The 23,011-nt window shown below is 61.1% G+C and carries 26 protein-coding genes; 19 read left to right on the forward strand and 7 right to left on the reverse strand.

Features of this window, described 5'->3' with window-relative positions; genetic code table 11:
• Positions 1-109 precede the first annotated feature (109 nt).
• The 4 genes from CRO62_RS22280 (at position 110) to cueR (ending at position 2,769) form a co-directional block, all read left to right on the forward strand.
• On the forward strand, positions 110-589 hold the full coding sequence (locus CRO62_RS22280; protein ID WP_019564095.1) for a YcgN family cysteine cluster protein: 480 nt from the start codon (positions 110-112) through the stop codon (positions 587-589).
• Between the two features lie 150 nt (positions 590-739).
• Complete coding sequence (gene blaOXA / locus CRO62_RS22285) at positions 740-1,561, forward strand: class D beta-lactamase (protein WP_003512067.1); 822 nt, start codon at positions 740-742, stop codon at positions 1,559-1,561.
• 34 nt (positions 1,562-1,595) lie between these two features.
• Complete coding sequence (locus tag CRO62_RS22290; protein WP_097101945.1) at positions 1,596-2,204, forward strand: class I SAM-dependent DNA methyltransferase; 609 nt, start codon at positions 1,596-1,598, stop codon at positions 2,202-2,204.
• 139 nt (positions 2,205-2,343) lie between these two features.
• Complete coding sequence (gene cueR / locus CRO62_RS22295) at positions 2,344-2,769, forward strand: Cu(I)-responsive transcriptional regulator (RefSeq protein WP_003512071.1); 426 nt, start codon at positions 2,344-2,346, stop codon at positions 2,767-2,769.
• 28 nt (positions 2,770-2,797) lie between these two features.
• On the opposite strand, the gene CRO62_RS22300 is transcribed toward cueR, so the two are convergent.
• Positions 2,798-3,046: a hypothetical protein gene (locus CRO62_RS22300; RefSeq protein ID WP_097101947.1), complete on the reverse strand. Its 249-nt coding sequence runs from the start codon at positions 3,044-3,046 to the stop codon at positions 2,798-2,800.
• A 176-nt stretch (positions 3,047-3,222) separates the two neighbouring features.
• Between CRO62_RS22300 and CRO62_RS22305 the strand changes: the two genes are divergently transcribed.
• Complete coding sequence (locus tag CRO62_RS22305; protein ID WP_179784657.1) at positions 3,223-4,611, forward strand: MFS transporter; 1,389 nt, start codon at positions 3,223-3,225, stop codon at positions 4,609-4,611.
• Between the two features lie 22 nt (positions 4,612-4,633).
• On the opposite strand, the gene CRO62_RS22310 is transcribed toward CRO62_RS22305, so the two are convergent.
• The 3 genes from CRO62_RS22310 to CRO62_RS22320 form a co-directional block, all read right to left on the reverse strand.
• The gene (locus tag CRO62_RS22310; protein WP_097101950.1) at positions 4,634-4,807 is read right to left on the reverse strand and encodes a hypothetical protein; all 174 of its coding nucleotides are present in this window, start codon (positions 4,805-4,807) and stop codon (positions 4,634-4,636) included.
• Positions 4,808-4,864: 57 nt separating this feature from the next.
• Positions 4,865-6,583, reverse strand: a complete 1,719-nt coding sequence (locus CRO62_RS22315; RefSeq protein ID WP_097101952.1) for a glycoside hydrolase family 32 protein — start codon at positions 6,581-6,583, stop codon at positions 4,865-4,867.
• Between the two features lie 63 nt (positions 6,584-6,646).
• The gene (locus CRO62_RS22320) at positions 6,647-7,750 is read right to left on the reverse strand and encodes an HWE histidine kinase domain-containing protein (RefSeq protein ID WP_097101955.1); all 1,104 of its coding nucleotides are present in this window, start codon (positions 7,748-7,750) and stop codon (positions 6,647-6,649) included.
• Between the two features lie 144 nt (positions 7,751-7,894).
• Here CRO62_RS22320 and CRO62_RS22325 point away from each other — a divergent pair, with 144 nt between their 5' ends.
• Positions 7,895-9,355, forward strand: a complete 1,461-nt coding sequence (locus CRO62_RS22325; protein ID WP_097103211.1) for a protein adenylyltransferase SelO — start codon at positions 7,895-7,897, stop codon at positions 9,353-9,355.
• A 140-nt stretch (positions 9,356-9,495) separates the two neighbouring features.
• Here CRO62_RS22325 and CRO62_RS22330 read toward each other — a convergent pair whose 3' ends face one another.
• Entirely contained in the window at positions 9,496-10,596 is a 1,101-nt protein-coding gene (locus tag CRO62_RS22330; RefSeq protein ID WP_097101957.1) for a saccharopine dehydrogenase family protein, read from the reverse strand.
• Positions 10,597-10,743: 147 nt separating this feature from the next.
• Here CRO62_RS22330 and CRO62_RS22335 point away from each other — a divergent pair, with 147 nt between their 5' ends.
• Entirely contained in the window at positions 10,744-11,175 is a 432-nt protein-coding gene (locus CRO62_RS22335) for an Lrp/AsnC family transcriptional regulator (RefSeq protein WP_097101959.1), read from the forward strand.
• Positions 11,176-11,278: 103 nt separating this feature from the next.
• Here the strand turns inward: CRO62_RS22335 and CRO62_RS22340 are convergent, their stop codons facing one another.
• Positions 11,279-11,650, reverse strand: a complete 372-nt coding sequence (locus CRO62_RS22340; protein ID WP_019564087.1) for a winged helix-turn-helix transcriptional regulator — start codon at positions 11,648-11,650, stop codon at positions 11,279-11,281.
• A gap of 143 nt (positions 11,651-11,793) precedes the next feature.
• Between CRO62_RS22340 and CRO62_RS22345 the strand changes: the two genes are divergently transcribed.
• Positions 11,794-12,633: an SDR family oxidoreductase gene (locus tag CRO62_RS22345; protein WP_097101962.1), complete on the forward strand. Its 840-nt coding sequence runs from the start codon at positions 11,794-11,796 to the stop codon at positions 12,631-12,633.
• A 26-nt stretch (positions 12,634-12,659) separates the two neighbouring features.
• Here CRO62_RS22345 and CRO62_RS22350 read toward each other — a convergent pair whose 3' ends face one another.
• Positions 12,660-14,300: an alpha/beta hydrolase gene (locus tag CRO62_RS22350; RefSeq protein ID WP_179784658.1), complete on the reverse strand. Its 1,641-nt coding sequence runs from the start codon at positions 14,298-14,300 to the stop codon at positions 12,660-12,662.
• A gap of 253 nt (positions 14,301-14,553) precedes the next feature.
• Between CRO62_RS22350 and CRO62_RS22355 the strand changes: the two genes are divergently transcribed.
• The 11 genes from CRO62_RS22355 to CRO62_RS22405 all read left to right on the forward strand — a co-directional run bounded on the left by CRO62_RS22355 (position 14,554) and on the right by CRO62_RS22405 (position 23,004).
• Complete coding sequence (locus tag CRO62_RS22355) at positions 14,554-15,081, forward strand: hypothetical protein (RefSeq protein WP_097101966.1); 528 nt, start codon at positions 14,554-14,556, stop codon at positions 15,079-15,081.
• Positions 15,078-16,337, forward strand: coding sequence for a DNA-packaging protein (locus CRO62_RS22360; RefSeq protein WP_179784597.1), 1,260 nt, complete (start codon positions 15,078-15,080; stop codon positions 16,335-16,337). The genes CRO62_RS22355 and CRO62_RS22360 overlap by 4 nt, the downstream gene beginning before the upstream one ends.
• 449 nt (positions 16,338-16,786) lie before the next feature.
• Positions 16,787-17,425 (forward strand): hypothetical protein, encoded by a 639-nt coding sequence (locus tag CRO62_RS22365; RefSeq protein ID WP_097103215.1) that lies wholly within the window; start codon positions 16,787-16,789, stop codon positions 17,423-17,425.
• Positions 17,426-17,468: 43 nt separating this feature from the next.
• Positions 17,469-17,792, forward strand: a complete 324-nt coding sequence (locus CRO62_RS22370; protein WP_003512096.1) for a Dabb family protein — start codon at positions 17,469-17,471, stop codon at positions 17,790-17,792.
• Positions 17,793-17,978: 186 nt separating this feature from the next.
• A complete protein-coding gene (locus CRO62_RS22375; protein ID WP_097101968.1) occupies positions 17,979-19,145 on the forward strand; it encodes a phage portal protein in 1,167 nt (388 codons plus the stop codon).
• A gap of 187 nt (positions 19,146-19,332) precedes the next feature.
• Positions 19,333-19,653: a DUF6107 family protein gene (locus CRO62_RS22380; RefSeq protein ID WP_003512100.1), complete on the forward strand. Its 321-nt coding sequence runs from the start codon at positions 19,333-19,335 to the stop codon at positions 19,651-19,653.
• Positions 19,654-19,694: 41 nt separating this feature from the next.
• Positions 19,695-20,285 carry an HK97 family phage prohead protease gene (locus CRO62_RS22385; protein ID WP_097101970.1) on the forward strand — a complete coding sequence of 197 codons (591 nt, stop codon included), beginning with the start codon at positions 19,695-19,697 and terminating at the stop codon, positions 20,283-20,285.
• A 37-nt stretch (positions 20,286-20,322) separates the two neighbouring features.
• Positions 20,323-21,591, forward strand: coding sequence for a phage major capsid protein (locus CRO62_RS22390; RefSeq protein WP_097101972.1), 1,269 nt, complete (start codon positions 20,323-20,325; stop codon positions 21,589-21,591).
• Between the two features lie 112 nt (positions 21,592-21,703).
• Complete coding sequence (locus CRO62_RS22395; protein ID WP_097101974.1) at positions 21,704-22,273, forward strand: head-tail connector protein; 570 nt, start codon at positions 21,704-21,706, stop codon at positions 22,271-22,273.
• 3 nt (positions 22,274-22,276) lie between these two features.
• Positions 22,277-22,612 carry a phage head closure protein gene (locus tag CRO62_RS22400; protein WP_097101976.1) on the forward strand — a complete coding sequence of 112 codons (336 nt, stop codon included), beginning with the start codon at positions 22,277-22,279 and terminating at the stop codon, positions 22,610-22,612.
• Complete coding sequence (locus tag CRO62_RS22405) at positions 22,609-23,004, forward strand: DUF3168 domain-containing protein (RefSeq protein ID WP_097101978.1); 396 nt, start codon at positions 22,609-22,611, stop codon at positions 23,002-23,004. Before CRO62_RS22400 ends, CRO62_RS22405 begins: the two co-directional genes overlap by 4 nt.
• Positions 23,005-23,011: the final 7 nt, after the last annotated feature.

Here is a 23,011-nt window from a genome sequence, read left to right on the forward strand (position 1 = left end):
AAAATGCTAAAATATCGTACAAACCAGCCCTTGGCGATACGATATTAAGGATTAGCGATCGGTTAAACCTTGCCCTCCAAGAGATCAAAATGGAACGGAAATGTTAACGATGAATGACGCGCCGTTCTGGAAAACCAAATCACTGGAAGAGATGAGTGGCCAGGAATGGGAAAGCCTGTGCGACGGCTGCGGCCTGTGCTGTCTGAACAAGCTGGAAGATTGGGACACCGGCGAAGTGGTGTTCACGTCGGTCCGCTGTCAGCTGCTTGACGGTGAAAGCTGTCGGTGTTCCGACTATGAGAACCGCCGCGCCACCGTGCCGGACTGTATCCAGCTGGATTTGAAAAAGGTGCACGAAATCGGCTGGCTGCCGCCCACCTGCGCCTACGCGCTGGTACGCGATGGCAAGGACCTGTACTGGTGGCACTATCTCGTCTCCGGCGACGTGAACACGGTGCATCAGGCCGGCATTTCCGCGCGCGGCCGCACCGTCAACGAGCTGGACGTGGAGGTTGACGATTTCGAGGATTATGTGGTGGACTGGCCGCTCACCGTGGGTGAGACGGCGGGCGAAAAAGAGAATAGCTGACGGAAGTCGCCAATTTTCGTGTTGGTCCTATTCCTGCCCCATCGTTTTCTTAAGGCATGTTTCGGAAGAACGGCATGCCTGAAACAAGGGCCGCCGTTCATCCATTCCGGCATATGATCCGCAGAATGCGGACGAGGGACATCAAAACGCATGCGCTATCGGCTGCCCGCCATCGTTCTTTCGTGCATTGCCCTTCAGGGTATTCTGCCGCTTTCCGCCTCCGCACAGCAATCGCAGGCTTTTGAATGCACGCTGGTCACCTCCATCGAGACCGGCGCTGTCATCAACCAGCAGGGCGCCTGCGATCAGCGCGTGGCGCCGGCCTCCACCTTCAAGGTGCCCTTGGCGCTGATTGGTTATGACGCCGGCATCCTGCTGGATGACAAGACCCCCGCATGGGACTGGAAACCCGGGACGGAGGCCCGCGCGCAGGACCGCAAGACGGTTGATCCGACCATATGGGAGCAGGATTCGGTGCTGTGGTATTCGCGCGAACTCACCCGCCGCCTCGGCCCGGAAAAATTCGCCGCCTATGTCAAACGTCTGGGTTACGGCAATGCCGATGTATCCGGTGAACCCGGCAAGAATAACGGTCTCACCCATTCCTGGCTCGGCGCTTCCCTGACCGTTTCCCCGGTCGAGCAGGTGGGCTTCATCCGCCGCCTTCTGGCCGGAAATCTGCCGGTTTCGCGCGACGCGCAGGCAAAGACGCGGGCGATCGTGCCGGTGTTCGATGCGCCGGAGAGCTGGAGCGTGCACGGCAAGACCGGCACGGGCTTCATGCGCGACGAAAAAGGCAACCCCGACCGAAGCCGCCCCTTCGGCTGGTTCGTTGGCTGGGCGGAGCGCGAAGGCCAGCACATCGTCTTCGCAAGGCTTCGCGTTGCCGACAAGCCCTCGAGTGAACCGCTCGGCCCCGCAGTGCGCGACGCCTTCCTGCGCGATATTGCCCGGCTGGCGGTGCACAGATGATTACACGGCTGGCCAGCCCCAAGGAAAAGCGGACATGGCGGATGCCTCCAACGATGTGATCAAGCTCTACACCGACCATGGGGCCGATTTCGACAGGCTGCGCGGTCGTTCACTCGCCGAAAAACCCTGGCTGGATCGGTTCACGTCGCTTTTGCCGCAGGGCGGATCCATCCTCGATATCGGCTGCGGTTCAGGCGAGCCGATCGCCGGCTACTTCATCGGCAACGGATATGACGTGACCGGCATCGATACGTCATATCCCCTGATAGAAATCTGCCGCACCAGATTTCCGGAAAAGCGCTGGGTGGTCGCCGATATGCGTGAACTCGTGTTGAGTTGCCGCTTCGACGGGTTGATTGCCTGGCATAGTTTTTTCCATCTGAAGGCCGACGATCAGCGCCGCATGTTCGGTATTTTCCGGGAGCACGCCAATGACGGCGCCGCACTGATGTTCACGGCCGGGCCGGGACACGGGGAAGCGACTGGGACCCTTCAGGGAAAACCGCTTTACCATGCCAGCCTCGCTCGCGAAGAATATGAAAGCCTGCTTGCCGCGCACGGGTTTCGACTTCTCGACCACATCGTCAACGATCCCGATTGCGGTGCGGCGACGATTTATCTCGCCAGACGTGTGGCGGCGTAACCATCGAATTCAGAGCCCTGCCAGGCACTCACGATTGTGTGTGCGATAAAAAATGTCCTTATCCCTTGACCTTCCCATGATGGGAATCCTTACATGGTAGCCATAAACGGGCGAAAGTCGCCCCGAGGGAAGTGGCATTATGAATATCGGACAGGCTTCGGATGCATCCGGCGTTTCCGCCAAGATGATCCGTTATTACGAGCAGATCGGCCTCATCACGCCCGCCGCCCGCACCGGCAACAACTACCGGGTCTATGGCGAGCAGGACGTGCATAATCTCCGCTTTATCAAGCGGGCGCGCACGCTTGGCTTCTCGCTGGAGGAGACCGAAACGCTCCTGAAACTCTGGCAGGACAAGAGCCGCGAGAGTTCGGCGGTGAAGGACATTGCGCTCGGCCATATCGCCGATCTCGAACAGAAGATTGCCGAGATGAAGGGCATGGTGAAGACGCTGTCCCACCTTGCCCATTGCTGCGGCGGCGACCACCGGCCGGATTGCCCGATCCTCGATGACCTAGCGGCAGGCGTCGAAAAGGCCGCCCACAAGCCTGCGAAGGCCCACTGACGGCCGCATCCCGCCCCGCCGCCAGTCCCTAAACCTCGTCGAACGCACCGCCTTCGCGCGAGGGATTGCGGTCGATCACGCGCTCTTCCTCGTCATCGGGAAGGGCCTCGTCGCTTTCCTGATAGGGGTCGTCCTCGCTCTCGGCCTCTTCTTCCTCGATTTCATGTTCGATGGACTGCGGAATTTCTCCCTTCGCCGGAAGGGCGTCGATATCGAGATCGAGCAGTTCCTCGTCCATGGCGTCTTCGTTGAGAGGTGTGATTTTCTTGCGGTCCATGGTGGTATCCTTTCTGTCTGGTCATTGCGCAAACGACCGGGGAGGCAGAGGGTTCCTGATGCCTGCAAGTTCGCTCGAGCGGAATAGGTGAAAAAGGCGCCTTGACCTCAATGGCGCTTGAGGTTCTAGTTTGCCCGCCGTATCGCAAAAATGGAAAGGATACGGCTTTGACGAGTATGGAAATGACGGAGAAAAATAGCTGGTCTGAATTGCTTGGTGGGGCGAACCTCTCGCTTCTGACCGTCATTTCCTCCGGTATCGGCCTGCATGCCTTCAACCAGTTTGCGGTAGTCACGGCCCTGCCGGTCGCGGTGCGCGAGATTGGCGGCGCGGCCTTCTATAGCTGGGCCTACAGCCTATACTTCGTCGGTTCCGTGGCAGGCGGTGTCACTGCCGTTCTGTTTCGCGAGCGTTTTGGCGCACGCAGCGTTCTATTCCTGTGCTGCCTTATCTTTTCCTTCGGCTCCGTCATGTCGGCGCTCGCCGACAGCTTTTTATGGGTCGTCATCGGCCGGGCGTTGCAGGGACTTGCCGATGGCCTGATCGTAGCCGTGTGTTACAGCCTCATACCTGCCGGCTTTCGCTCGGCTCTGCTGCCGAAGGTCTTTGCCATCGAGGCGGCCATCTGGGCGGTCGCGTCCTTCGTCGGGCCGCTCACCGGCGGGTTTGCCACGGAGCACATCTCCTGGCGCGCCACATTCCTGCTGTCTGCGCCGCTGATCGTGCTGCTGCTGGCCTATACGGCGATTGCGGTCTCGGCGGAACGGTCGGTCGCGACCTCGCGCAAGCCGCTAGTGCCGCTGCTCCTTTGCCTCGTCGGCGCATTGGCTTTCTCCGCACCCTCCGCCTTTGAGGATACGGGTCTGCGCATCATGTCGCTGCTGGTCGGTGCGGCACTGTTGTGGGCATCTCTGAAGGCGGGCATCCGGCCTTCCACCGGCCTGTTTCCGAGGGATTCCTTCCGGTTGAAAACGGTACTTGGCAGCGGTTTCTGGGTGCTGTTCCTGATGTCCTATGCCCATGCACTCGGCAGCGTCTATCTCGCTTATGTCGCCATCAATCTCTGGCACCATGAGCCGACCTTCGCCGGTTTTATTGTCGTGACGATGCCGCTTGCCTGGAGCTTCGTGGCAATGCTGATCGGCAGCCTGCGTTCGGGCCGCCTGCGGGAGCTTTGCCTGCATTACGGACCCTACCAGATGGTGCCGGGCTGTGCGCTGCTCGGGCTTGGGCTGGCGACGGGGAACTGGCCGGAAATGCTGATCGGACAGATATTGATCGGTTCGGCTTTCGGCATGTCCTGGGCAGGCATCAGCCAGGCGGCCATGGAAGCCGCGCCGGAAGAGGAGCGCAAGATGACCGGCGCGCTGCTGCCTACGGTCGCGACGCTGGGTGCCGCGGCCGGTGCGGGTGCAAGCGGCACCGTCGCTGCCGCGAGCGATCTCGTTCTGCAGATCGATCGTGCGGATGTAACGATGCCGATGGTCTATCTCTATGGGCTGGGTGTCATCGTCTCGCTGCTGGCGATCCTGACAACCCGCGGCTTGCGAAGCGCACAGCGCTGACGCCTCCGCGGCATATGCGCGGTTAAGATTGCGTGGTGGCGATGGTGATCGCCGCCAGATAAACCACGAAAGCCATGATCGCGACTGCGCCGATAATGATGACGACACCCTTGCCCGCGCGTTTTTTCTCGGCCTTGTTTTCGTTGGCTTCTGTCGGAAACAGGATGGGATCGCGGGAATCGCTGATTTTTGTCATGCCGTTTCTCCTTTGAGCGGTTGCTGCTTATCAACAGCAGATCCGCCAAAAGGTTCCTCACGGACGCAGCGCCCAGCTGGTGGCATGCACTACAGCCCCCGGCGCTGCCTTGAGAAGTGCCGAACGCACGGGTTCGAAACCCTCTATGCGTTTTGTGCCCACATACCGGCCCCGGTTGGCGAACACCTCGATGGATCCGTAGTCCAGAAAGACGCGGATGTGCGAGGCCCTTGCTCCTCTGGCGATATAATGCGGCGAGGGGCCATCGCGCCCGTCCTCGTGGCGAATCCACAGACCGGTTTCATCGGCGATAAGGCCCAGTGTGACCACGGGATGATCGAGCACCAGCTCGAACGGTGCGCCGGGCGAGGCAAGCTCGATCAGCATCTCCACCGCACCGTTGATGAAGGTGACGCGCTCCCCGGCCGCCAGCCGCGTGCGATCGACAATATGGCTTCGCAGGCTTTCCGCCGCACCGATGGGCGGGGTCAGTAGCTCGCCGTTCGAATAGTGGATCCGGCGCGGCAGCGTCATGGATGTCGGGAAATCGATCTCCGGATTGGCATCCGCCCAATTGGCCAGCCAGCCGATGCCGATGATGCTGTCGCCATCCAGAAACGCCTGGAAGGCGTAATTGTCGGTGCCGAAATCCAGCTCCTGCCCGAATTCTTTGGTGAAAATCTTGCCGTCGAACCAGCCGACATCGGCCATGGTCAGGTTCTTGCGGCCGGTTTCAGGGTCTTCGGAATGCATCAGCCCATAGACCAGAACCCAGCGCGTGGAGCGGGCATTGGCCGGGCCGTCGAGGGGCAGAAGGCAGGGGCATTCAATGGCCGTGGTCTTGTAGCGCGTTTCCACCCAAAGCTTGCCCACATAGGTCCAGCCTGACGCCGCTGTCGGGTCCAGCGTCTCGTAAAGCAGGATGACGCCGCCACCGTCGCTCTGACTTCCGAGCAGCATTTTCCAAAGTCCATCCGGGCCGCGAAAGACGTAAGGATCGCGGAAATCCGGCGTCAGCCCCTGTCCGTCCGGACGATGGCCGAGAATGACTTCGGCCTGTCCGGCCATGATGAGATCGGAAGAAGTGGCGGTGAGCTGGATCTGCTGTTCGGGAATGCGATCCTGCACCTGCTCGGTGAAGAACACGCGGATGCCCGAACCTTCGACCAGCGGAATGGTCGAGCCGGAATAAGCGCCGCCGCGCTTGTCCGGCCGCGTCGTCAGGTCCTCGGAAGGGAAGAGGAAGATCGGCAGATGCCGCCAGCGCAGGTAATCGGAGGAAACCGCGTGGCCCCAATGCATGGTGTTCCAGCGCAGCCCGTGTGAATAATGCTGGTAGAACAGATGCGGCCGGCCTTCGAACCGGCCAAAGCCGTTCGGATCGTTCATCCAGCCGAAGGGCGGGCGGAAGTGGTAGCTGTCAGGCAATTCCGGTGCGGCATTGTCCGGCTTGGTATGGACGACGGTTATGCCGGTTTCCAACACGTCGGCGGCGGTGAACCAGTAGATGACGGAAACGGCTGTGGTAACCGTGTCGTAGCTCAGTTCCACATGGCCGCCGCCGAACACCTGATAGATTCTAAATCCGAACTCTTCCGTGTTGAGGCTTGAAACCTCAGCGAATTTTCCATTCGCATTGGAAAAGGAGACGGCGCCGGGCTCCGCCGGTTTTTTCGCCTTGAGCCACACATGGAAAGTGGCGTTAACAGGCAGATCGGTGTGCAGGATGCGGATTGCGCTTTCCGGCTCGGCGGCTACGGCTTCAACGACGGTCATTCCCGTTCCTTTCGTTGCGGCTACTTTGGTTCAGGAAACGCAACGAATGGGACGAAAGAAAGTTCAACCGCCAGAGGTTTCGCCGTCGCCAGCCTCATATTTGCCATCCAGCTCGAACAGCAGCCCGTCTGGATGATAGAAGGTGCGGCCTTCTCCGGAGAAGTAAGCCGCAACGATCTGGTTGGTCAGCCGCGAGCCGAAACCCGTACGCGTCGGCGTCCTGACCGCAGGTCCGTCCGTCTCGCGCCAGCGCAGTTCGAAGTGGTCATCCTCGTCCAGCGTCCACACGATTTCGATTTTGCCGCTCTCGTTGGAAAGTGCGCCATATTTCAGCGCATTGGTGGCCAGTTCATAAATGGCCAGAGACAGGCCCAGCGCCTGTTGCGGCGCGATTTCCATGTCCGGTCCGGAAATCGTTACGCGCGCCTTGTCGTCGAGATGCGGATAAACGGAATCGCGAACAAGCGCGGAGATGCTGGCCCCCTTTCCCGAAGCGTGAATGAGGTTTTGGGCGTTGCCGAGTGCTGCGATACGCCTTTTGATGGTGTCGCGCGCATCCTCAAGCGTCTGCGAGTGGCGCAGGGTGGCGCTGACGACCGCCGTAGTGATCGCCATCGTATTCTTGACCCGGTGGACGAGTTCGCGCCGCAGAACCTCTTCCCGGCTGCGGCTCTGGACGCTGTTCGTGGTATCCACCGTGATGTTGATCAGTCCAGCCACCTTGCCTGCATCGTCATAAAGCGGGCTGTAGGAAAAGGTCCAATAGGTGTCCTCGGGATAGCCGTTGCGCTCCATGACGAGGTGCAGGTCCTCGGCAAATGTGCCCCTGTCTGAAAGGGCTGCGTCCACGAACGGTTTGACATCGTCCCAGACATCGGACCAGAGAATGTGAAACGGCTTGCCGAGCGCATCCTGTTCCTTCAGCCCCAGAAGCGGCCGGTAGGCATCGTTATAGATGATGTTCAGGTCAGGACCCCAGAACAGGCAGATCGCATGACCTTGCTTGAGAATCATTTGCACGGTGGCTTTGAGCGATACCGGCCATGTTTCTATCGGCCCCGTGCTTGTCGACGCCCAGTCGAATCGGCGGATGGCCTCGCCCATTTCACTGTCGTCATAGGGGAACTCTGGCACGAATTTATCCTGCTTGTACTGCGGCTCATTCATTGGATGTTTGTATGTTCAAATATACCTGTAGTTCAAATTGATTTTTCCAAACTTCGCTGCGGCTTCCCGTAATTGTGGCTTTTCACCCCTCGCAACCGGGCGGAAAAAGCGCCATATCAGGCAAAAGCAGGGAGTTTACCCGTGATCACATTCGACAATTCCTATGCCCGCCTGCCGGAAAGGTTCAGCGCCGCCGTATTGCCGACGCCGGTGAAGGCGCCACGCCTCATCGCCTTCAACCGCGCGCTGGCAGACGAGCTTCTTCTCGACGTCTCAGGCCTCGACGACGAAAGGCTGGCGGCGATCTTTTCCGGCAATGTGGTGCCGCAAGGGGCCGAGCCGCTGGCCATGGCCTATGCCGGCCACCAGTTCGGCGGTTTCGTGCCGCAGCTCGGCGATGGCCGCGCCATTCTTCTCGGTGAAGTCATCGACAAAAACGGAAAACGCCGCGATATCCAGTTGAAGGGCTCCGGCCCGACGCCGTTTTCGCGAAGGGGCGACGGGCGCGCAGCACTCGGCCCGGTGCTACGCGAATATGTCGTCTCCGAGGCAATGTTCACGCTCGGCATTCCCGCGACAAGGGCTCTCGCCGCCGTCCTGTCCGGGGACAGGGTGCAGCGCGAGGTGGGTCTGCCGGGCGGGGTTTTCACCCGTGTTGCGGCAAGCCATATCAGGGTCGGCACCTTCCAGTTCTTCGCCGCGCGCGAGGATGAAGAGGGGATCAGAAATCTCGCGGATTATGTGATCGACCGGCACTATCCCGAAGCGAAAAGCGCGGATAATCCCTATCTTGCCCTGTTGCAGGGCATCGCCCAGAGGCAGTGCGAACTCATCGCCCGCTGGATGATGGTTGGCTTCATCCACGGCGTGATGAATACCGACAATATGGCGATCTCCGGCGAGACGATAGACTTCGGTCCCTGCGCCTTCCTTGACGAATACAATTCGAACAAGGTGTTCTCCTCCATCGACGCACAGGGGCGCTACGCCTTCAACAACCAGCCGGGCATCGCCCAATGGAACATTGCAAGGCTGGCGGAATGCCTGTTGCCGCTGCTTGACCCTCAAGTGGAGAAAGCAGCCGAACTCGCAAACGCCGTGCTCGCTGATTTCGCGGCCGCCTTTCCCAAGCGCTGGCTTGCCGGCATGCGCGAAAAGCTTGGGCTGACGGGCGAAGAAGAGGGCGATATCGAGCTGGTGCAGGCGCTTCTTTCGCTGATGCAGGCATCGGAAGCCGATTATACGCTGACCTTCCGGCGTCTTTCCCACGCGGTAGAGGGCGATGCCGAGCCGTTTCGCGGCATGTTCATCGATATCGCGGCGGCGGATGAATGGCTGGCGCGCTGGCGCGAGCGGGCCGGGCGGGAAGAAGTTTCTGCCTCCGAGAGGTCGCGGGCGATGCTCGCCGTCAACCCGGCCATCATTCCCCGCAACCACCGCATCGAGGAACTGATCGAGGCGGCGGTGGAGGACGGCGATTTCGAACCGTTCCACGCCATGCTGGCGGCGATCGCCACGCCATTTGAGGAACGGCCGGACAATTTCGTCTACATGCAGCCGCCGATGAGCGATGAGAAGGTGTTTCGGACCTTTTGCGGGACGTGATTTGGGTGCGGCATTCCGCCGCTCGCCGTCATGCTCGGGCCTGTCCCGAGCATCTGCGACCTATCGATTTCGTGAGACGTTAGCAGATCCTCGGGACGAGCCCGAGGATGACGGTGTCGGGGCCGATTGCTCCCCTTAACTCACCCAACCCGGGCCAGCGGCTCATGCGCGCCGTAATATCTTCCAAACCGGTTTTCCAGGAATTTCGGCAGGGCGACTTCTTCCTGCCGGACAAACCCCTTCTGCGGCAGGGCGCCTTCCGCAAGCAGATCGAGAACCGTGCAGATGCCGGCTGCGGTGGTGATCTGGATTGCGCTCATCATCCGGCCGGAAACGGGGCCGGCATAGACCTTGTTGGCATAGGTTTCCTGTAGGAAACGGCCGTTGCGGGTGCCGCAGACGGTAACGAAGACAATGACCACGTCCTGCATGGTGCCGGGAAGGGCGTTTTCGAACAGGTCCTTCAGCACATCGCGGCGGTTGCGCAGGTTGAGGTCGTTCAAAAGCGCCTTCATGATCGCGACATGGCCGGGATAACGGATGGTGCGGTAATTCATCGTCCGCACCTTGCCTTCCAGCGTCGCACATAGCGTGCCGAGGCCGCCCGAGGTGTTGAAGGCCTCATAGGTCACGCCGTCAAGCGAGAACTCCTCGCGCTCTTCCAGCGCCGGAACGGCGGTGAGGCGGCCTTCGACGATGGCTTCGCAGGGCTCGATATACTCGTTGATCAGCCCGTCCGTGCTCCAGGTAAGGTTGTAGTTGAGCGCATTGGACGGATATTGCGGCAGCGCGCCGACACGCATGCGCACGCTGTCCAGCTTGTCGAACCGGGCGGCAAGATCTGCGGCGACGATGGAGATGAAACCGGGCGCGAGGCCGCATTGTGGAATGAGCGCGGTCTCAGCCGTTTCCGCCAGTGCCTTGACCTTGCGGGTGGATTCGACGTCTTCAGTCAGATCGAGATAATGCGTGCCGACGGCAACCGCCGCCTCCGCAATGCCCGCCGTCAGGTGGAAGGGGGCAGCGGAAAGCACGGCGAACTTGCCTTTCAAAAGCGCTTCCAGCGCCGGACGGTCACCAATGTCGACGATTTCAGTATCGACACGCTCATGCGCCGGCACATTCGTCAGCTGGTCTGCCGAGCGATCGGCAACCGTGATGCGATAATCGCCGGTGACAGCCAGCATCCATGCAATGGCTGAACCGATATTGCCCGCGCCGATGACGACGATGTTTTTCATGTTTTTGTTCCCCGCAGTAAATTTATATGCCTCTGCGCACCGGATGCGCTTCATAGACAGAATGCCAGCTTTTTTGGACGATTCGCAGCTTCACTATGTGCGGATAGCGGGTTAATATTGGACAATTAGACGACAGGATTGGTCATTATGACGATTGCCGACAAGGACCGGGCGCTGCTCGCCCTGCTTTCCGAAAACGCCCGCATGCCGGTGGCGGAACTGGCCCGCAAACTCGGCCTTTCGCGCACCACCGTGCAGGCCCGCATCGAGCGGCTCGAGGCCGATGGGGTGATCGCCGGTTATGGCCTGAGGCTTTCGGAAAGCTATCTCTCCGGGCTGGTGCGCGCCCATGTGCTGATAACCATCGGGCCTAAGGCGCTGCCCGGTGTGACGGCGGCGCTCACCGCCATCAAGGAGGTGACAACGCTGCATTCGGTCAGCGGCACTTTCGACCTGATCGCCATTCTGGCAGCACCTTCCATCCTCGACCTTGACCGGTTGATCGACAGGATCGGCGCGCTGGACGGCGTGGAACGCACGCTATCGTCGATCATTCTTTCCACGCGGATTTCGCGGTAGGCGTTGGGGGGTGTGGCAGGCGAAAGGTGGACGAGTGCGCGCGATGCTCTCGTCTCCCTCATCCCTTTGGCAAGCACAGGAATCAGGAAGGCGGGGGTCTGCCTTACCCTAACCCACCCCTCTCGTCATAAGCCTTCTGCGCAGCCAGCACCGCGTCCATGTTGCCCTCCGCCCAGTGGGCCAGTGCCGCAACCGTGTCGGTCAGCGTGCGCCCGAGCGGCGTCAGGGAATATTCGACCGTGACCGGCACCGTCGGAAAGGCCTGCCGCGAAATCAGGCCGTCGCGCTCGAGCTTTTTCAGCGTCTGCGACAGAACCTTCTGCGAAATGCCCTTGATTTCCCGCCGCAGCAGGTTGAAGCGCACCGCGTCCACCCGCAGCTTGTCGAGGATTAGCAGCGCCCATTTGTCAGCGATCCTGTCCAGCACCATGCGTGTGGGGCAGCGATCCTCGTAAACGTCGTAGACATGTTCCATGGGTCTCATCCCGTTCTCAAAAGCCCGGGTCGGTTTCCTTGAGGATACCAGATAACCGGAAAGTGCTCTCTTTTCATGATTTCGAATACGCAGTACGTATGTTTTCGAAACATGGTTTCTATTGGATACTACGGAGATTTGAGATGACTGGCAAGATACTCGTAATCGGTTCCACCGGCACCATCGGCACGCCGCTGGTAAAGGCGCTTCTGGCCAAGGGCGAAAGCGTGAAAGCGGCCTCGCGCACCGGCAAGGCAGCCGAAGGCGCGGAAGGGGTGCGCTTCGATTATACCGACGCCTCGACCTACACGGGTGCCTTCGATGGCGTTGATCGTTTGTTTCTGATCCTGGCTGGCGGGCGTCTGGATGCAATCGACGCGCTGACGCCGGTTGTCGAGGAAGCTGCCCGCCGCAAGGTGAAGATCGTGTTCCTCAGCGTCTTCGGCGTCGATGCCGACGATTCCATTCCCTATCGCCGGGTGGAACTGAAGATCATCGCTTCCGGCGCGCCTTACGTCATCCTGCGCCCCAACTGGTTTGCCGATAATTTCCACACCTACTGGAAGGCCGGCATTGAACACGGCCAGATCGCCGTGCCGGCAGGCGAGGGCAAGTCGAGCTTCATCGACGTGCGCGATATCGCCGACAGTGCGGCGGCAGCGCTGACCTCGACGGCTTTCGATGGCAAGGCGTTCAATCTGACCGGGCCGAAAGCTTTGGGTTACGGCGAGGCGGCCGCGATCATCTCGCAGGCAATTGGCAAGCCGGTCAGCTATAGCGCGGTTTCGGACGATGTCTTCATCAGCATTCTGACCGGCGCTGGCGTTCCGCAGGATTACGCCGCCTTCCTCGCGTCGATCTTCTATCCCGTGCGCGAAGGCTGGACGTCGGCGGTCACCGGTGATGTCGAGACTTTGACCGGCCACGCACCGCGCTCGCTGGAAACCTATGTGGCCGACCATGTGGACGCGCTGAAGGACTGACGCTCAGAAACGACACGCCCGTCGCGTCACGCCGGATCGGTGGAGCCGCGGCGGGCCTTGAACAACATCTTGAGCCGCTGGATATCATCCGCATTCCAGCCCTGCGGTGCGGTTACCTCCATCCACGCATCGATATAGTGCTCCGGCGCATAGACATGGCCGTAACCGATCGGCGCCGTGGTGGCGGCGGCAACATCAAGACCGAGTTGCAGCAGGGTCACGACCGGGAACCAGCGGAAGGATGTGGAGACGTCAGGGCCGTGATGAACCATCCATTGCGGTGGCCGGTAAAGCGATGCGGCCTCGAAGAAGGTGATCGGGTCGCTGGCATATTGCAGATAGACGATGCGCATCGGCCCCCACTTCGCATCAGGCATATGCGCGGTGGTATATTGGTTGGCGAAGCGGATGACCGAGGAATCGCGGAAACGCGGCAGCCATTCCGGCGTACCCGCCACCCGCCCATTGGTGGCCATGCGCCATGTGGGGCTGGAAAAGGGCGGACCGCTCCACAGCGCACCCTGGAACGGGTCGGAGAGCACGTCGTAAAGATCGGATGATTTCTGCGAGTTCAGCGAACCGAGGCTCAGCCCGTGCAGATAGAGTTTCGGGCGCGTCTCCTTCGGCAGGGTGGTCCAGTAACCGTAGACGGCCTGAAACAGCGCGCGCGCCGTTTCCACGCCGTAATCCGGTTCGGTCAGAAGCGCGATCCAGCTGGAAAGATAGGAATATTGCACGGCGACGCTGGCGATATCGCCGTCATGCAGATACTCGACCGTATCAAGCGCTTCCGGATCGATCCAGCCGGTGCCGGTGGGAATGACGACCAGCAACACCTTGCGCTCGAACCCGCCAACCCGCTTCAGCTCCTCCAGCGCAAGTGCTGCCCTTTCCTCGGGCGTTGCCGCAGAATTCAGGCCTGCATAGACCCTGAGCGGTTCTCTGGCCGGGCGATGGGTGAAGGTGGAAATCTCCTGTGCCTCCGGCCCGCTGGCCACGAATTCGCGGCCTCTGCGGCCAAGCGATTCCCATGTCATCAGGGAAGCGCTGCTGCCGGTTTTGAGCGCATCGGAAGGGCGCGGTACATCCGGCTCGATCAGCGCATCCACCTGTTTCAGCGAGGAATCGGCAAACTTCAGGCCGATATCGAAGATCAGACCGTTCAGCAGCATCCATGACAGCACGATGGCGGCGGCGATACCAAGGACATTTGCGAGCCGGCGCGGCAGGAAGTGACGGCTGCGCACCGAGAAGAATCGCCGGATGAGCTGGAAAAGCCGTCCAGCGCCGATGAGGAGGGCGGAGACCAGCACCGCAACGCCGCCGGTCTTGGTGGGGTGGGCGCTGGGCAACGGATCGAGCTCCATCAGGATACGGATGGAATTCTGCCAGTCTTTCGCCTGCCAAAGAAACGCGATCGCCGTTATCGCGCTGGCAAGGGCGATGAGAAAGCGGATGCTGCGCCGGTTATGGCGCGAGGGGTGGGGCAATTCCAGATAGGTCCAGATGGCGGTGAGCGCCACGCCGATCAGATAACCGATGGCAAAGGAAAATCCGCACAGCACACCCTGCATCAGCCATGTGCGCGGCAGAAGAGACGGCGTGAGCGAAGCGCAGAACAGAATAGTGCCGAAGACGATGCCGGTTGCCGAAAGACCTGCAAACAACCGCCCAACCCATTGTTTCAACAACTTGACTTGCCCCTTTTTCCCGCTGTCTGGCACGAGTGTAGTATGCGGCGGGCGAGGGTGCAAACCCTGTTCGAAGGATAAAAATCACAATAATAGGAAAATAATCCTTTACACCGTGACGGTGGTTTGATAGGTTTAGGTCACAGTCGGAGATTTGCGGCTGAGCGGCAAAGGTCGGTTTAGCCGATGCTCTTTGCGCGACACGTCATTTCTCTCGCAGGTCCACCTCATGGCAAATATCCGCAATTGCGATCTGGCGCTCCACGGCGTCTGGCAGGAAAGCTGCGCCTATGGCAACGAGGGCAGGCTGGAGGCCGCACCTGAGATAAAATCGCGGGCCGACAAGCTGGCTGCCGAAGATGCGGCGCGCAATGGCAATCTGCGGCAATTGCTGAACGAGCTGACGGTAGAGATGCGCGAACAGTTCTGCATGTACCGCAATCTGCGGCAGACAAGCGAAGCGGCATTTTTATCAACGGTGGAGGATGCCTCGGGCAAACAGGCGCGCGCCGACGTGAAGGCCGCAACGGATCAGCTTTCGCTGATTGTGCGCACACTGGAACGGATCGACGCCCTGCAACGGGTGCTGGCAGAAGAGAGGCAATCTCTTGCCGGTGAGGACGAAGCCGATACCGAAGATTACGACGTGGCGGTGGCGCATTTCCTCAAACGCATCGACGAACTGGCGGAACAGAAATGCCGCGCGAGGCTGGAGGCCGATCTGGCCCGCATCACATCCGCAGAAGCTGACACATGACGGATGTTTCGAGCGAACCCCAACTGCAGAAGCAGGTCTTTACCCTTCTGCGCGACTGGCGTTTCATCGGCAACCTGCCGCAACAGCCGCCTGAGGGTGACTGGCGGACGTGGCTTTTGATCGGCGGGCGCGGATCCGGCAAGACCCGCGCCGGGGCCGAATGGGTGCACAGGATTGCGTCCGCCGGCAAGCAATCTGATTTGCGCATCGCGCTTGTTGCGGAAACGCTGGGGGATGCCCGTGAGGTGATGATCGACGGCATTTCCGGCATCTGCCGTATCGCCCGCCGTTGCCGCCCCGCCTTCGAGGTATCGCGCCGCCGGCTCATATGGCCAAACGGTGCTATGGCGCAGGTGTTTTCCTCGGAAGACCCAGAAAGCCTGCGCGGCCCGCAATTTCACATGGCCTGGGCCGATGAACTTGGAAAATGGAAATATCCGCAGGAAACCTGGGACATGCTGCAATTCGGCCTGCGTCTGGGTGAGGCTCCACGGCAATTGGTGACGACGACGCCACGGCCCATTCCGCTCCTGAAGGCGCTTCTCGCCGACCCTTCGAGCCGGGTGGCCAGAATGCCGACGGCGATGAATGCGCAAAATCTCTCACCGGGTTTCCTGAAAGCCATGCACGACCGTTACGGCGGCACGCGGCTGGGGCGTCAGGAAATCGGCGGCGAACTGATTGATGAGCGCGAAGGCGCGCTGTGGAAACGCGCCGATCTGGAAGCGATTGTGGAAACCGACCATGAGCCGCTGGTGCGGATCGTCGTCGCGGTAGACCCGCCCGCCGGTATCGGTGAAAATTCCTGCTGCGGCATCGTGGCGGCCGGGCTTGGCATATCAGGCAAGTTGGTCGTGCTTGCGGATTGTTCGGTGGAAGGTGAAACACCGGCTGGCTGGGCGCGCGCCGTTGTCGCTGCCGTTCGCCGCCATGAGGCCGACCGGGTGGTGGCCGAAGTCAATCAGGGCGGCGAGATGGTGCGCGCAATGTTGCAGAGCATAGACGCCAACCTGCCGCTGACCCTGGTGCGGGCAAGCCGGGGCAAGTTCACCCGCGCCGAGCCGGTGGCGGCACTTTACGAACAGGGCAGGGTACGCCACGCCGCACGGTTTGAAAAACTAACCGACCAGATGGCGGATTTCGGACCCAACGGTCTTTCATCCGGACGCTCGCCCGACCGGCTGGATGCGCTGGTCTGGGCAATAACGGCGTTGACGACGACTGTGGCGAGTGAGCCGAGGGTGCGCGGGATGTAACGTCGGCGATTGTTGGCCCCGTTATGAAAGCCAATTGCCTATCTAGCCGATGCCGAATGTTTCTTCTCCCCGGCGGGGAGAAGAAATTCGGGGCACCGTCAACGTCCAAAATCGGGCGTTTGGCAGATGCTACTTCTTCGGAGACTGCGCGGGTTTCGGCTGAGAACCGGTTTCGCGCATCTGGCGCCACTCGTTTTCGAGCCGGTCATAAACGGTCTGGGGGATTGTCGCTGTCATGGTGGCATTCCTCCTTGAATGGTCAACGCTGCGGAAGTGCGCGGTGAATGGAGTTAGCGCGCTAAGGTTCCGCAACTCAAGGAATTTTTTACCTCAAAACCCCGGTCAGCGGATTAAAATCGATTAGGATTTTTTCAAATCGATTTAGTTCTGACGGCCGTCATGTGGAAAAACCCGAGGGTGATATCGCCCCCGATTTTCAGGAGCCGGCTATGGCCTATGAAGAGGCGCGATTCTTCGCGTCGGTGCGAATTTCCATCTACGGTGGTCGCCTGCGAGCTGCACAGCTTGCCGGGACCAAGACGATCCTGGCCGGCTTTGGCAAGGCCCTGCCGGGCGGTGATCCCCGCTGGCTCGCCTACATGCTGGCCACCACTTTTCACGAGACGGCTGCGACCATGCAGCCGGTGCGCGAGACATTGGCGGCAAATGATGCCGAGGCGATCGCAAGGCTGGACCGGGCCTTTGCGGCAGGCAGGCTGCCCATGGTGCGCAAACCCTATTGGCGGCCAGACGCCGACGGCAAAAGCTGGCTCGGGCGCGGTTTCGTGCAACTGACGCATCGCCGCAATTACGATGCCATGTCGCAGCTGACCGGTGTGGACCTTCTGGCGCGCCCAGAACGCGCCATGGAACCGGAGGTGGCAACCGCGATCCTGATCCACGGCATGGTAGCCGGCAGCTTTACCGGCCGGAAGCTTGCCGATGTCTTCGAGGGCAGGCGTGAGGATTGGGAGGGTGCGCGCGCCATTATCAATGGCCGCGACCGGGCGCGGCTTGTCGGGGACTACGGCCGGGCATTTCATCGCGCCCTTTTGGCGGCGCGGATTGAACCGGCGCGGGCCAGATGATAACCCGTTAGCAAACGCCGCAAGGGCCATATTCGAATTTTGCATGACAGGTGACACCGTGATCCGCCATATCGTTTTTTTCACCGTTCCCGAGGAAAACCGCGACGCCGTGCGCAAGGGGCTCTCCGGCCTTACCGCGATACCGCATTCGCTGAAGCTGGAAATCGGCGAGAATGTGAAGAAGGACCAATGGGGCAATTCGGTCGATTTCATCGTCTATGGAGAGTTCGAAAACGAGGCGGCGCTCGCGGCCTACAAGGCCGACCCCGCTTATGATCTTTCGACGCGTACGGTGAAGCCGCTGCGCGAGACGCGGGTTGCCGCTGATTTCAACAGCGATACGGCAGTGAAAGCGCCAATCCGGTAAGTTTCGTCAAGACTCGGGCCCTCCACCCTCATTCCTGAGCCTGTCACAGGAATGCAGCCGACGCGCGTCTGCGCGGCGAAAAGAGTGCTTTCAGCCCAAAGACTTGGGCTGGCTGGATCCCTGTGACCAGCACAGGGATGAGGGCCTGGCGGGAAACTGAGCCCGCATTAAAACAAGGACAATTCCATGCGATTTCCGTTTTCCCTGCCGTGGCTGCGCCCGGCGGATGGCAGAGCCGTGCCTGAACGCAAGACAGCGGCGGGCAGCTTCATGGCGGTTGCGGCACAGGGCGGGCAGGCATTCTGGTCCGGCCGCTCCTATGCCGCACTCGCCCGCGAGGGCTTCATGAAAAACCCGGTAGCGCACCGCGCCGCCCGCATGGTGGCAGAAGCCTCCGCATCGGTGAGCTGGCTGCTTTACGATGGCGATGAGGAGATCGGCGATCATCCGCTGCTCGCACTTTTAGGCAAGCCGAGCGCTCATATGGGCGGGCCGGACTTTTTCGAGACGCTGTATGGCCATCTGATGTTGGCTGGCAACGCCTATATCGAGCCGCTAGTGGTCGGCGAACGACTGCGCGAGCTGCATCTTCTGCGGCCGGACCGGGTGAGCATCGTCGAAGGCGCGGATGGCTGGCCCGTGGGTTACGATTATCGTGCCGAAGGCCGCGCCATCAGGCGCATTGCCGCTGAACGTGACGGGCTGGGGCTGCTGCACCTGAAGGTTTTTCATCCGCTGGACGATCGGGCCGGGTTCGCGCCACTTGCTTCGGCGGGCGCGGCTCTCGATCTGCACAATGCCGCAAGCCAGTGGAACAAACGTCTGCTCGACAATTCCGCCCGCCCTTCCGGTGCGCTGGTCTATCAGCCGAAGGAGGGTGGCAATCTCTCCACCGAGCAATACGAGCGGCTGAAGCGCGAGCTGGAGGAAGGTTATCAGGGCGCGATGAATGCAGGCCGGCCGCTTCTTCTCGAAGGCGGTCTCGACTGGAAGGCCATGGGGCTTTCGCCGCGCGACATGGATTTTCTGGAAGCACGCAACGGTGCGGCTCGCGACATAGCGCTTGCACTCGGCGTGCCGCCGATGCTGATCGGCATTCCCGGCGACAATACCTATGCCAATTACCAGGAGGCAAACCGCGCTTTTTATCGTCTCACCGTGCTGCCGCTCGTCAACCGCACGGCGGCACGGCTCTGCGGGTGGCTATCACCGATTTTCGGCTCCGGGCTGCAGCTGGAACCGGATCTCGACAGGATCGCCGGGCTTGCCGGTGAGCGGGACGCCCTGTGGACAAGGATCGGCGCAGCGTCGTTTCTGACCGACGAGGAAAAGCGGGAGGCGGTGGGGTATTAGCCGCCGTGCTTGAGCCACCGGACCGCGTCTTCGACCAACTTCTGAACCAGCGGAATCGTTTTGTGAGGTTCGCCGTTCAAGCGATTCTGAAGACTCGCGAAATGGCGTTTTGAAACTGCACACCCGACCTGCGGGCGACGCGGCGCGTCTGTCCGATTTTTCACATCCTAAACCGGAATGATTACCCATGTCTGAATTCGCCAATGAAGGCGGCATCTGGGCCGCCCGCATCACCGGTGCCGTCGCAGGCGCGGGTGTGTCGCTCGTCTACCTCCTGCCGAAAAGCAAACGCGAGGCGGCGAGCCGTTTCGTGACCGGCGTCTCCTGCGGCATGATCTTCGGCGGCCCCGTGGGCCTGTGGATCGTGCAGCAACTCGAGATTGCCGGCGCGCTTTCCGGCCGGGAAATCATGGTGGCGGGCTCTGCCGCTGCCAGCATGGTGGCCTGGTGGGGGCTTGGCCTGCTGGTGCGCGTGGCCGACCGTTACAACGCCCGTCCGCGCGCTTAGCCTCCACGCGGCACCCCCTTTTCACATCGCAGGAGTTTCCCATGCACGTCTATCGCGGGCCGTGCCCCGCCACGCGCAAATTCGCCAATCTGGAACTGCGCGGCATAGCTGGCGACGGCACGTTTTCCGGTTATGCCAGCGTCTTCGGCGAGGTCGATCTCGGCCGCGACGTGATCGAGCGCGGCGCTTTCCACCGCTCCATCGAGGAACGCGGTGCGGGCGGTATCCGGATGCTCTACCAACACGATCCGGCCGAGCCGATCGGCGCATGGCGCACCATCCGCGAGGATGAGCGCGGGCTATACGTGGAAGGTGTTCTCGCCCCCGGCGTCGCCCGCTCGCGCGAGGTCCATTCGCTGATGAAGACAGGCGCGCTGGACGGGCTGTCGATCGGTTTTCGCACGGTACGTTCCAGCAAGGAGGGGCGCTCCGGCAAGGCGGCACGCTCTGGCGTCAGGCGCATTCTGGAGGCCGATCTCTGGGAAATCTCGGTGGTGACCTTTCCGATGCTGCCGTCCGCGCGGGTCTCGGATGTCAAACACGCCCGCTTCTTCCGCGACCGCGAAACCGAGCTGGTGCGCACCATGCGCCGCGCGGCGCGTTCGCTTTTCGACACAGCCTTCAAACGCTGACTTCCTCCCAAACACTTCCGAAAAAAAGGATGGCTACATGACAGACCAGATGACAAAACCGGCCGCAATGACGGTTGCACCGCAGGTGAAGGCCGTGCCCGATACGATGACGGCGGCCTTCGACGAGTTCATGGAAGCCTTCGAGGCCTTCCGCGACACCAACGACCAGCGGCTTTCCGATATCGAACGCAAGATGGGGTCCGACGTCGTGACCCGCGACAAGCTCGACCGCATCGACAAGGCGCTCGATGACAACCGCAAGATCATGGACGATCTGGCGCTGAAGAAAGCGCGCCCGGCGCTCGGCCGCAAGCAGGCGCATTCCCTCGATACGGATGAGCACAAGGCCGCCTTCGAGGCCTATATCCGCCGGGGTGAGGAGGGCGCGCTGCGCGATCTGGAGGCCAAGGCCTTTGCCGGATCGACAGGCGCCGATGGCGGTTATCTGCTGCCCACCGAAACGGATGGCGAGATCGGCCGCCGCATGACGGCGATTTCACCGATCCGGTCGCTTGCGACCGTGCGGCAGGTTTCCACTGCCGTGCTGAAGAAGCCGTTTTCGCCGGGCGGATTTGCCACCGGCTGGGTCTCTGAAACGGCGGCTCGCCCCGAGACGACGACACCGAAGCTCTCCGAACTTTCCTTCCCGACCATGGAACTCTACGCCATGCCTGCCGCAACCCAGGGGTTGCTGGATGATGCGGCCGTGGATATCGAGGCCTGGATCGCCTCGGAAGTGGACATTGCCTTTGCCGAACAGGAGGCAGCGGCGTTCATCACCGGCGACGGCACCAACAAACCGAAGGGTTTCCTCTCCTATACGGCCGTAGCCAATGACAGCTGGAGCTGGGGCAATATCGGTTATGTCGCCACCGGTGTTGCGGGTGGCTTCGCCTCCGCGGGGCCAATGGATGTGCTGCTGGATGCCGTCTATGGACTGAAGGCAGGCCACCGCCAGAACGGCAACTTCGTGATGAACCGCAAGACGCAAGCGGCGCTGCGCCGCTTCAAGGATACCAGCGGCGCCTATCTCTGGCATCCGCCCGCTGCCGCCGGGCAACCCGCCTCGCTGATGGGCTTTCCGGTGATGGAGGCCGAAGACATGCCGAATGTCGCGGCAAACAGCTTCGCCATCGCTTTCGGTGATTTCCGCGCCGGTTACCTCGTGGTGGACCGCACCGGCGTACGCATCCTGCGCGATCCCTATTCGGCAAAACCCTATGTGCTGTTCTACACCACCAAGCGCGTGGGCGGCGGCGTGCAGAACTTCGAGGCGATCAAGCTCGTGAAGTTCGGGGTGAATTGACCACAATCTTCCCCGTCACCCCGGACCAAGTCGGGGGTGACGGCGTGCGGATGCTACATTTTCGCCAAACGCTTTCGGCCGGAATTCTTTCTGCCCCATCTCCGGAGACCCCATGACCTATGCCCTCATTCATCCGCCGCAGGCGGAGCCGCTGACGCTTGCCGAGGTGAAGGCGCATTTGCGTCTCGACGGCGACGACGAGGATGCGCTGCTTGCTGCGCTGATCCGCACTGCCCGCGAGCATCTGGAACGTACGACGGGACTTTGCCTTATACGCCAGACCTGGCGGCTCTATCTCGACCGGTGGCCGCCGAGTGGCATGATTCTGATTGGTAAGGCACCGGTGCAAACCATCGAAACGATTCTGGTTTTTGACGGTCAAGGGCGAGCGGACGACATCACAGCCGCCGACAGATTGCTTGACGGCGAGGCGCGCCCGGCGCGGCTGTGGCTGCGCGACCCGCCAGCCCCCGGACGGGTGATGAACGGCATCGAGATCGACTTCATTGCCGGTTACGGTGAGGCGGGAACCGATGTGCCCGATACGCTGAAACGCGCCATGCTGATGCATGTGGCCCAGATGTTCGCCTTCCGCGGTGCCGTTGCTCTGGAAAATCAACCCGCAGCGGTTCCTGCCGGTTACGAGCGGTTGGTGTCGCCGTTCTGCCGTGTGGGGCTCTGAGCCATGAACCTCGTTTTTCTCGACCCCGGCAAGCTGACGGCGCGGTTGGAGCTGGAGGTGCGCAGCGAGGCACCGGACGGGCAGGGTGGGGCCGCGGAAAGCTGGAGTTTCCTGCGTTCGCTTTGGGCGGCTATCGAACCTGTTTCGAATGCCTCGCATGAGCGGGCCTCGGCTGAGGGCGTAACAATTACCCACCGCGTCTGGCTGGTCTGGCGCAGCGACATTGCCGCCGGCATGCGCTTTCGCAAGGGACGGCGCATTCTGGCAATCCGGGCCGTGATGGATCCGGACGAGACCCGCCGTTTCATCGTCTGCCGCTGCGAGGAGGAAAGCCCGTGAGTGCCGCAAACGTGCTTCTACAGGCGATTTTCGCAAGACTTTCCGGCGATGCCGCTCTGATGGCGCTTATCCCTGGCGGTATCGTCGACCGGCTTTTGCCGCGCGCCGTCCTGCCCTTGATCGTTATCGGCGAACTTGAAAGCCGCGACTACTCGACGGCGACGGAAAAGGCCGAAGAACATTTTCTGTCGCTGGACATCTGGAGCGATGCCAATGGCCGCAGGTGCGCGGGTGAGATTGTCGGGCGGGTGAAAACCCTGCTCGACGATGCCGCCCTTCCGCTCGCCGGTATCTCGCTCGTCAATCTGCAGCTTCTCTCCAGCCGTTCGCGGCGGGAGCCGAAGACACGGAACTTCCTCGCGGAAATGCGTTTCAGGGCGGTAACGGAATAGGGTCGGT

Source organism: Rhizobium sp. AN6A (genome assembly GCF_900215635.1).
GTDB lineage: Bacteria > Pseudomonadota > Alphaproteobacteria > Rhizobiales > Rhizobiaceae > Agrobacterium > Agrobacterium tumefaciens.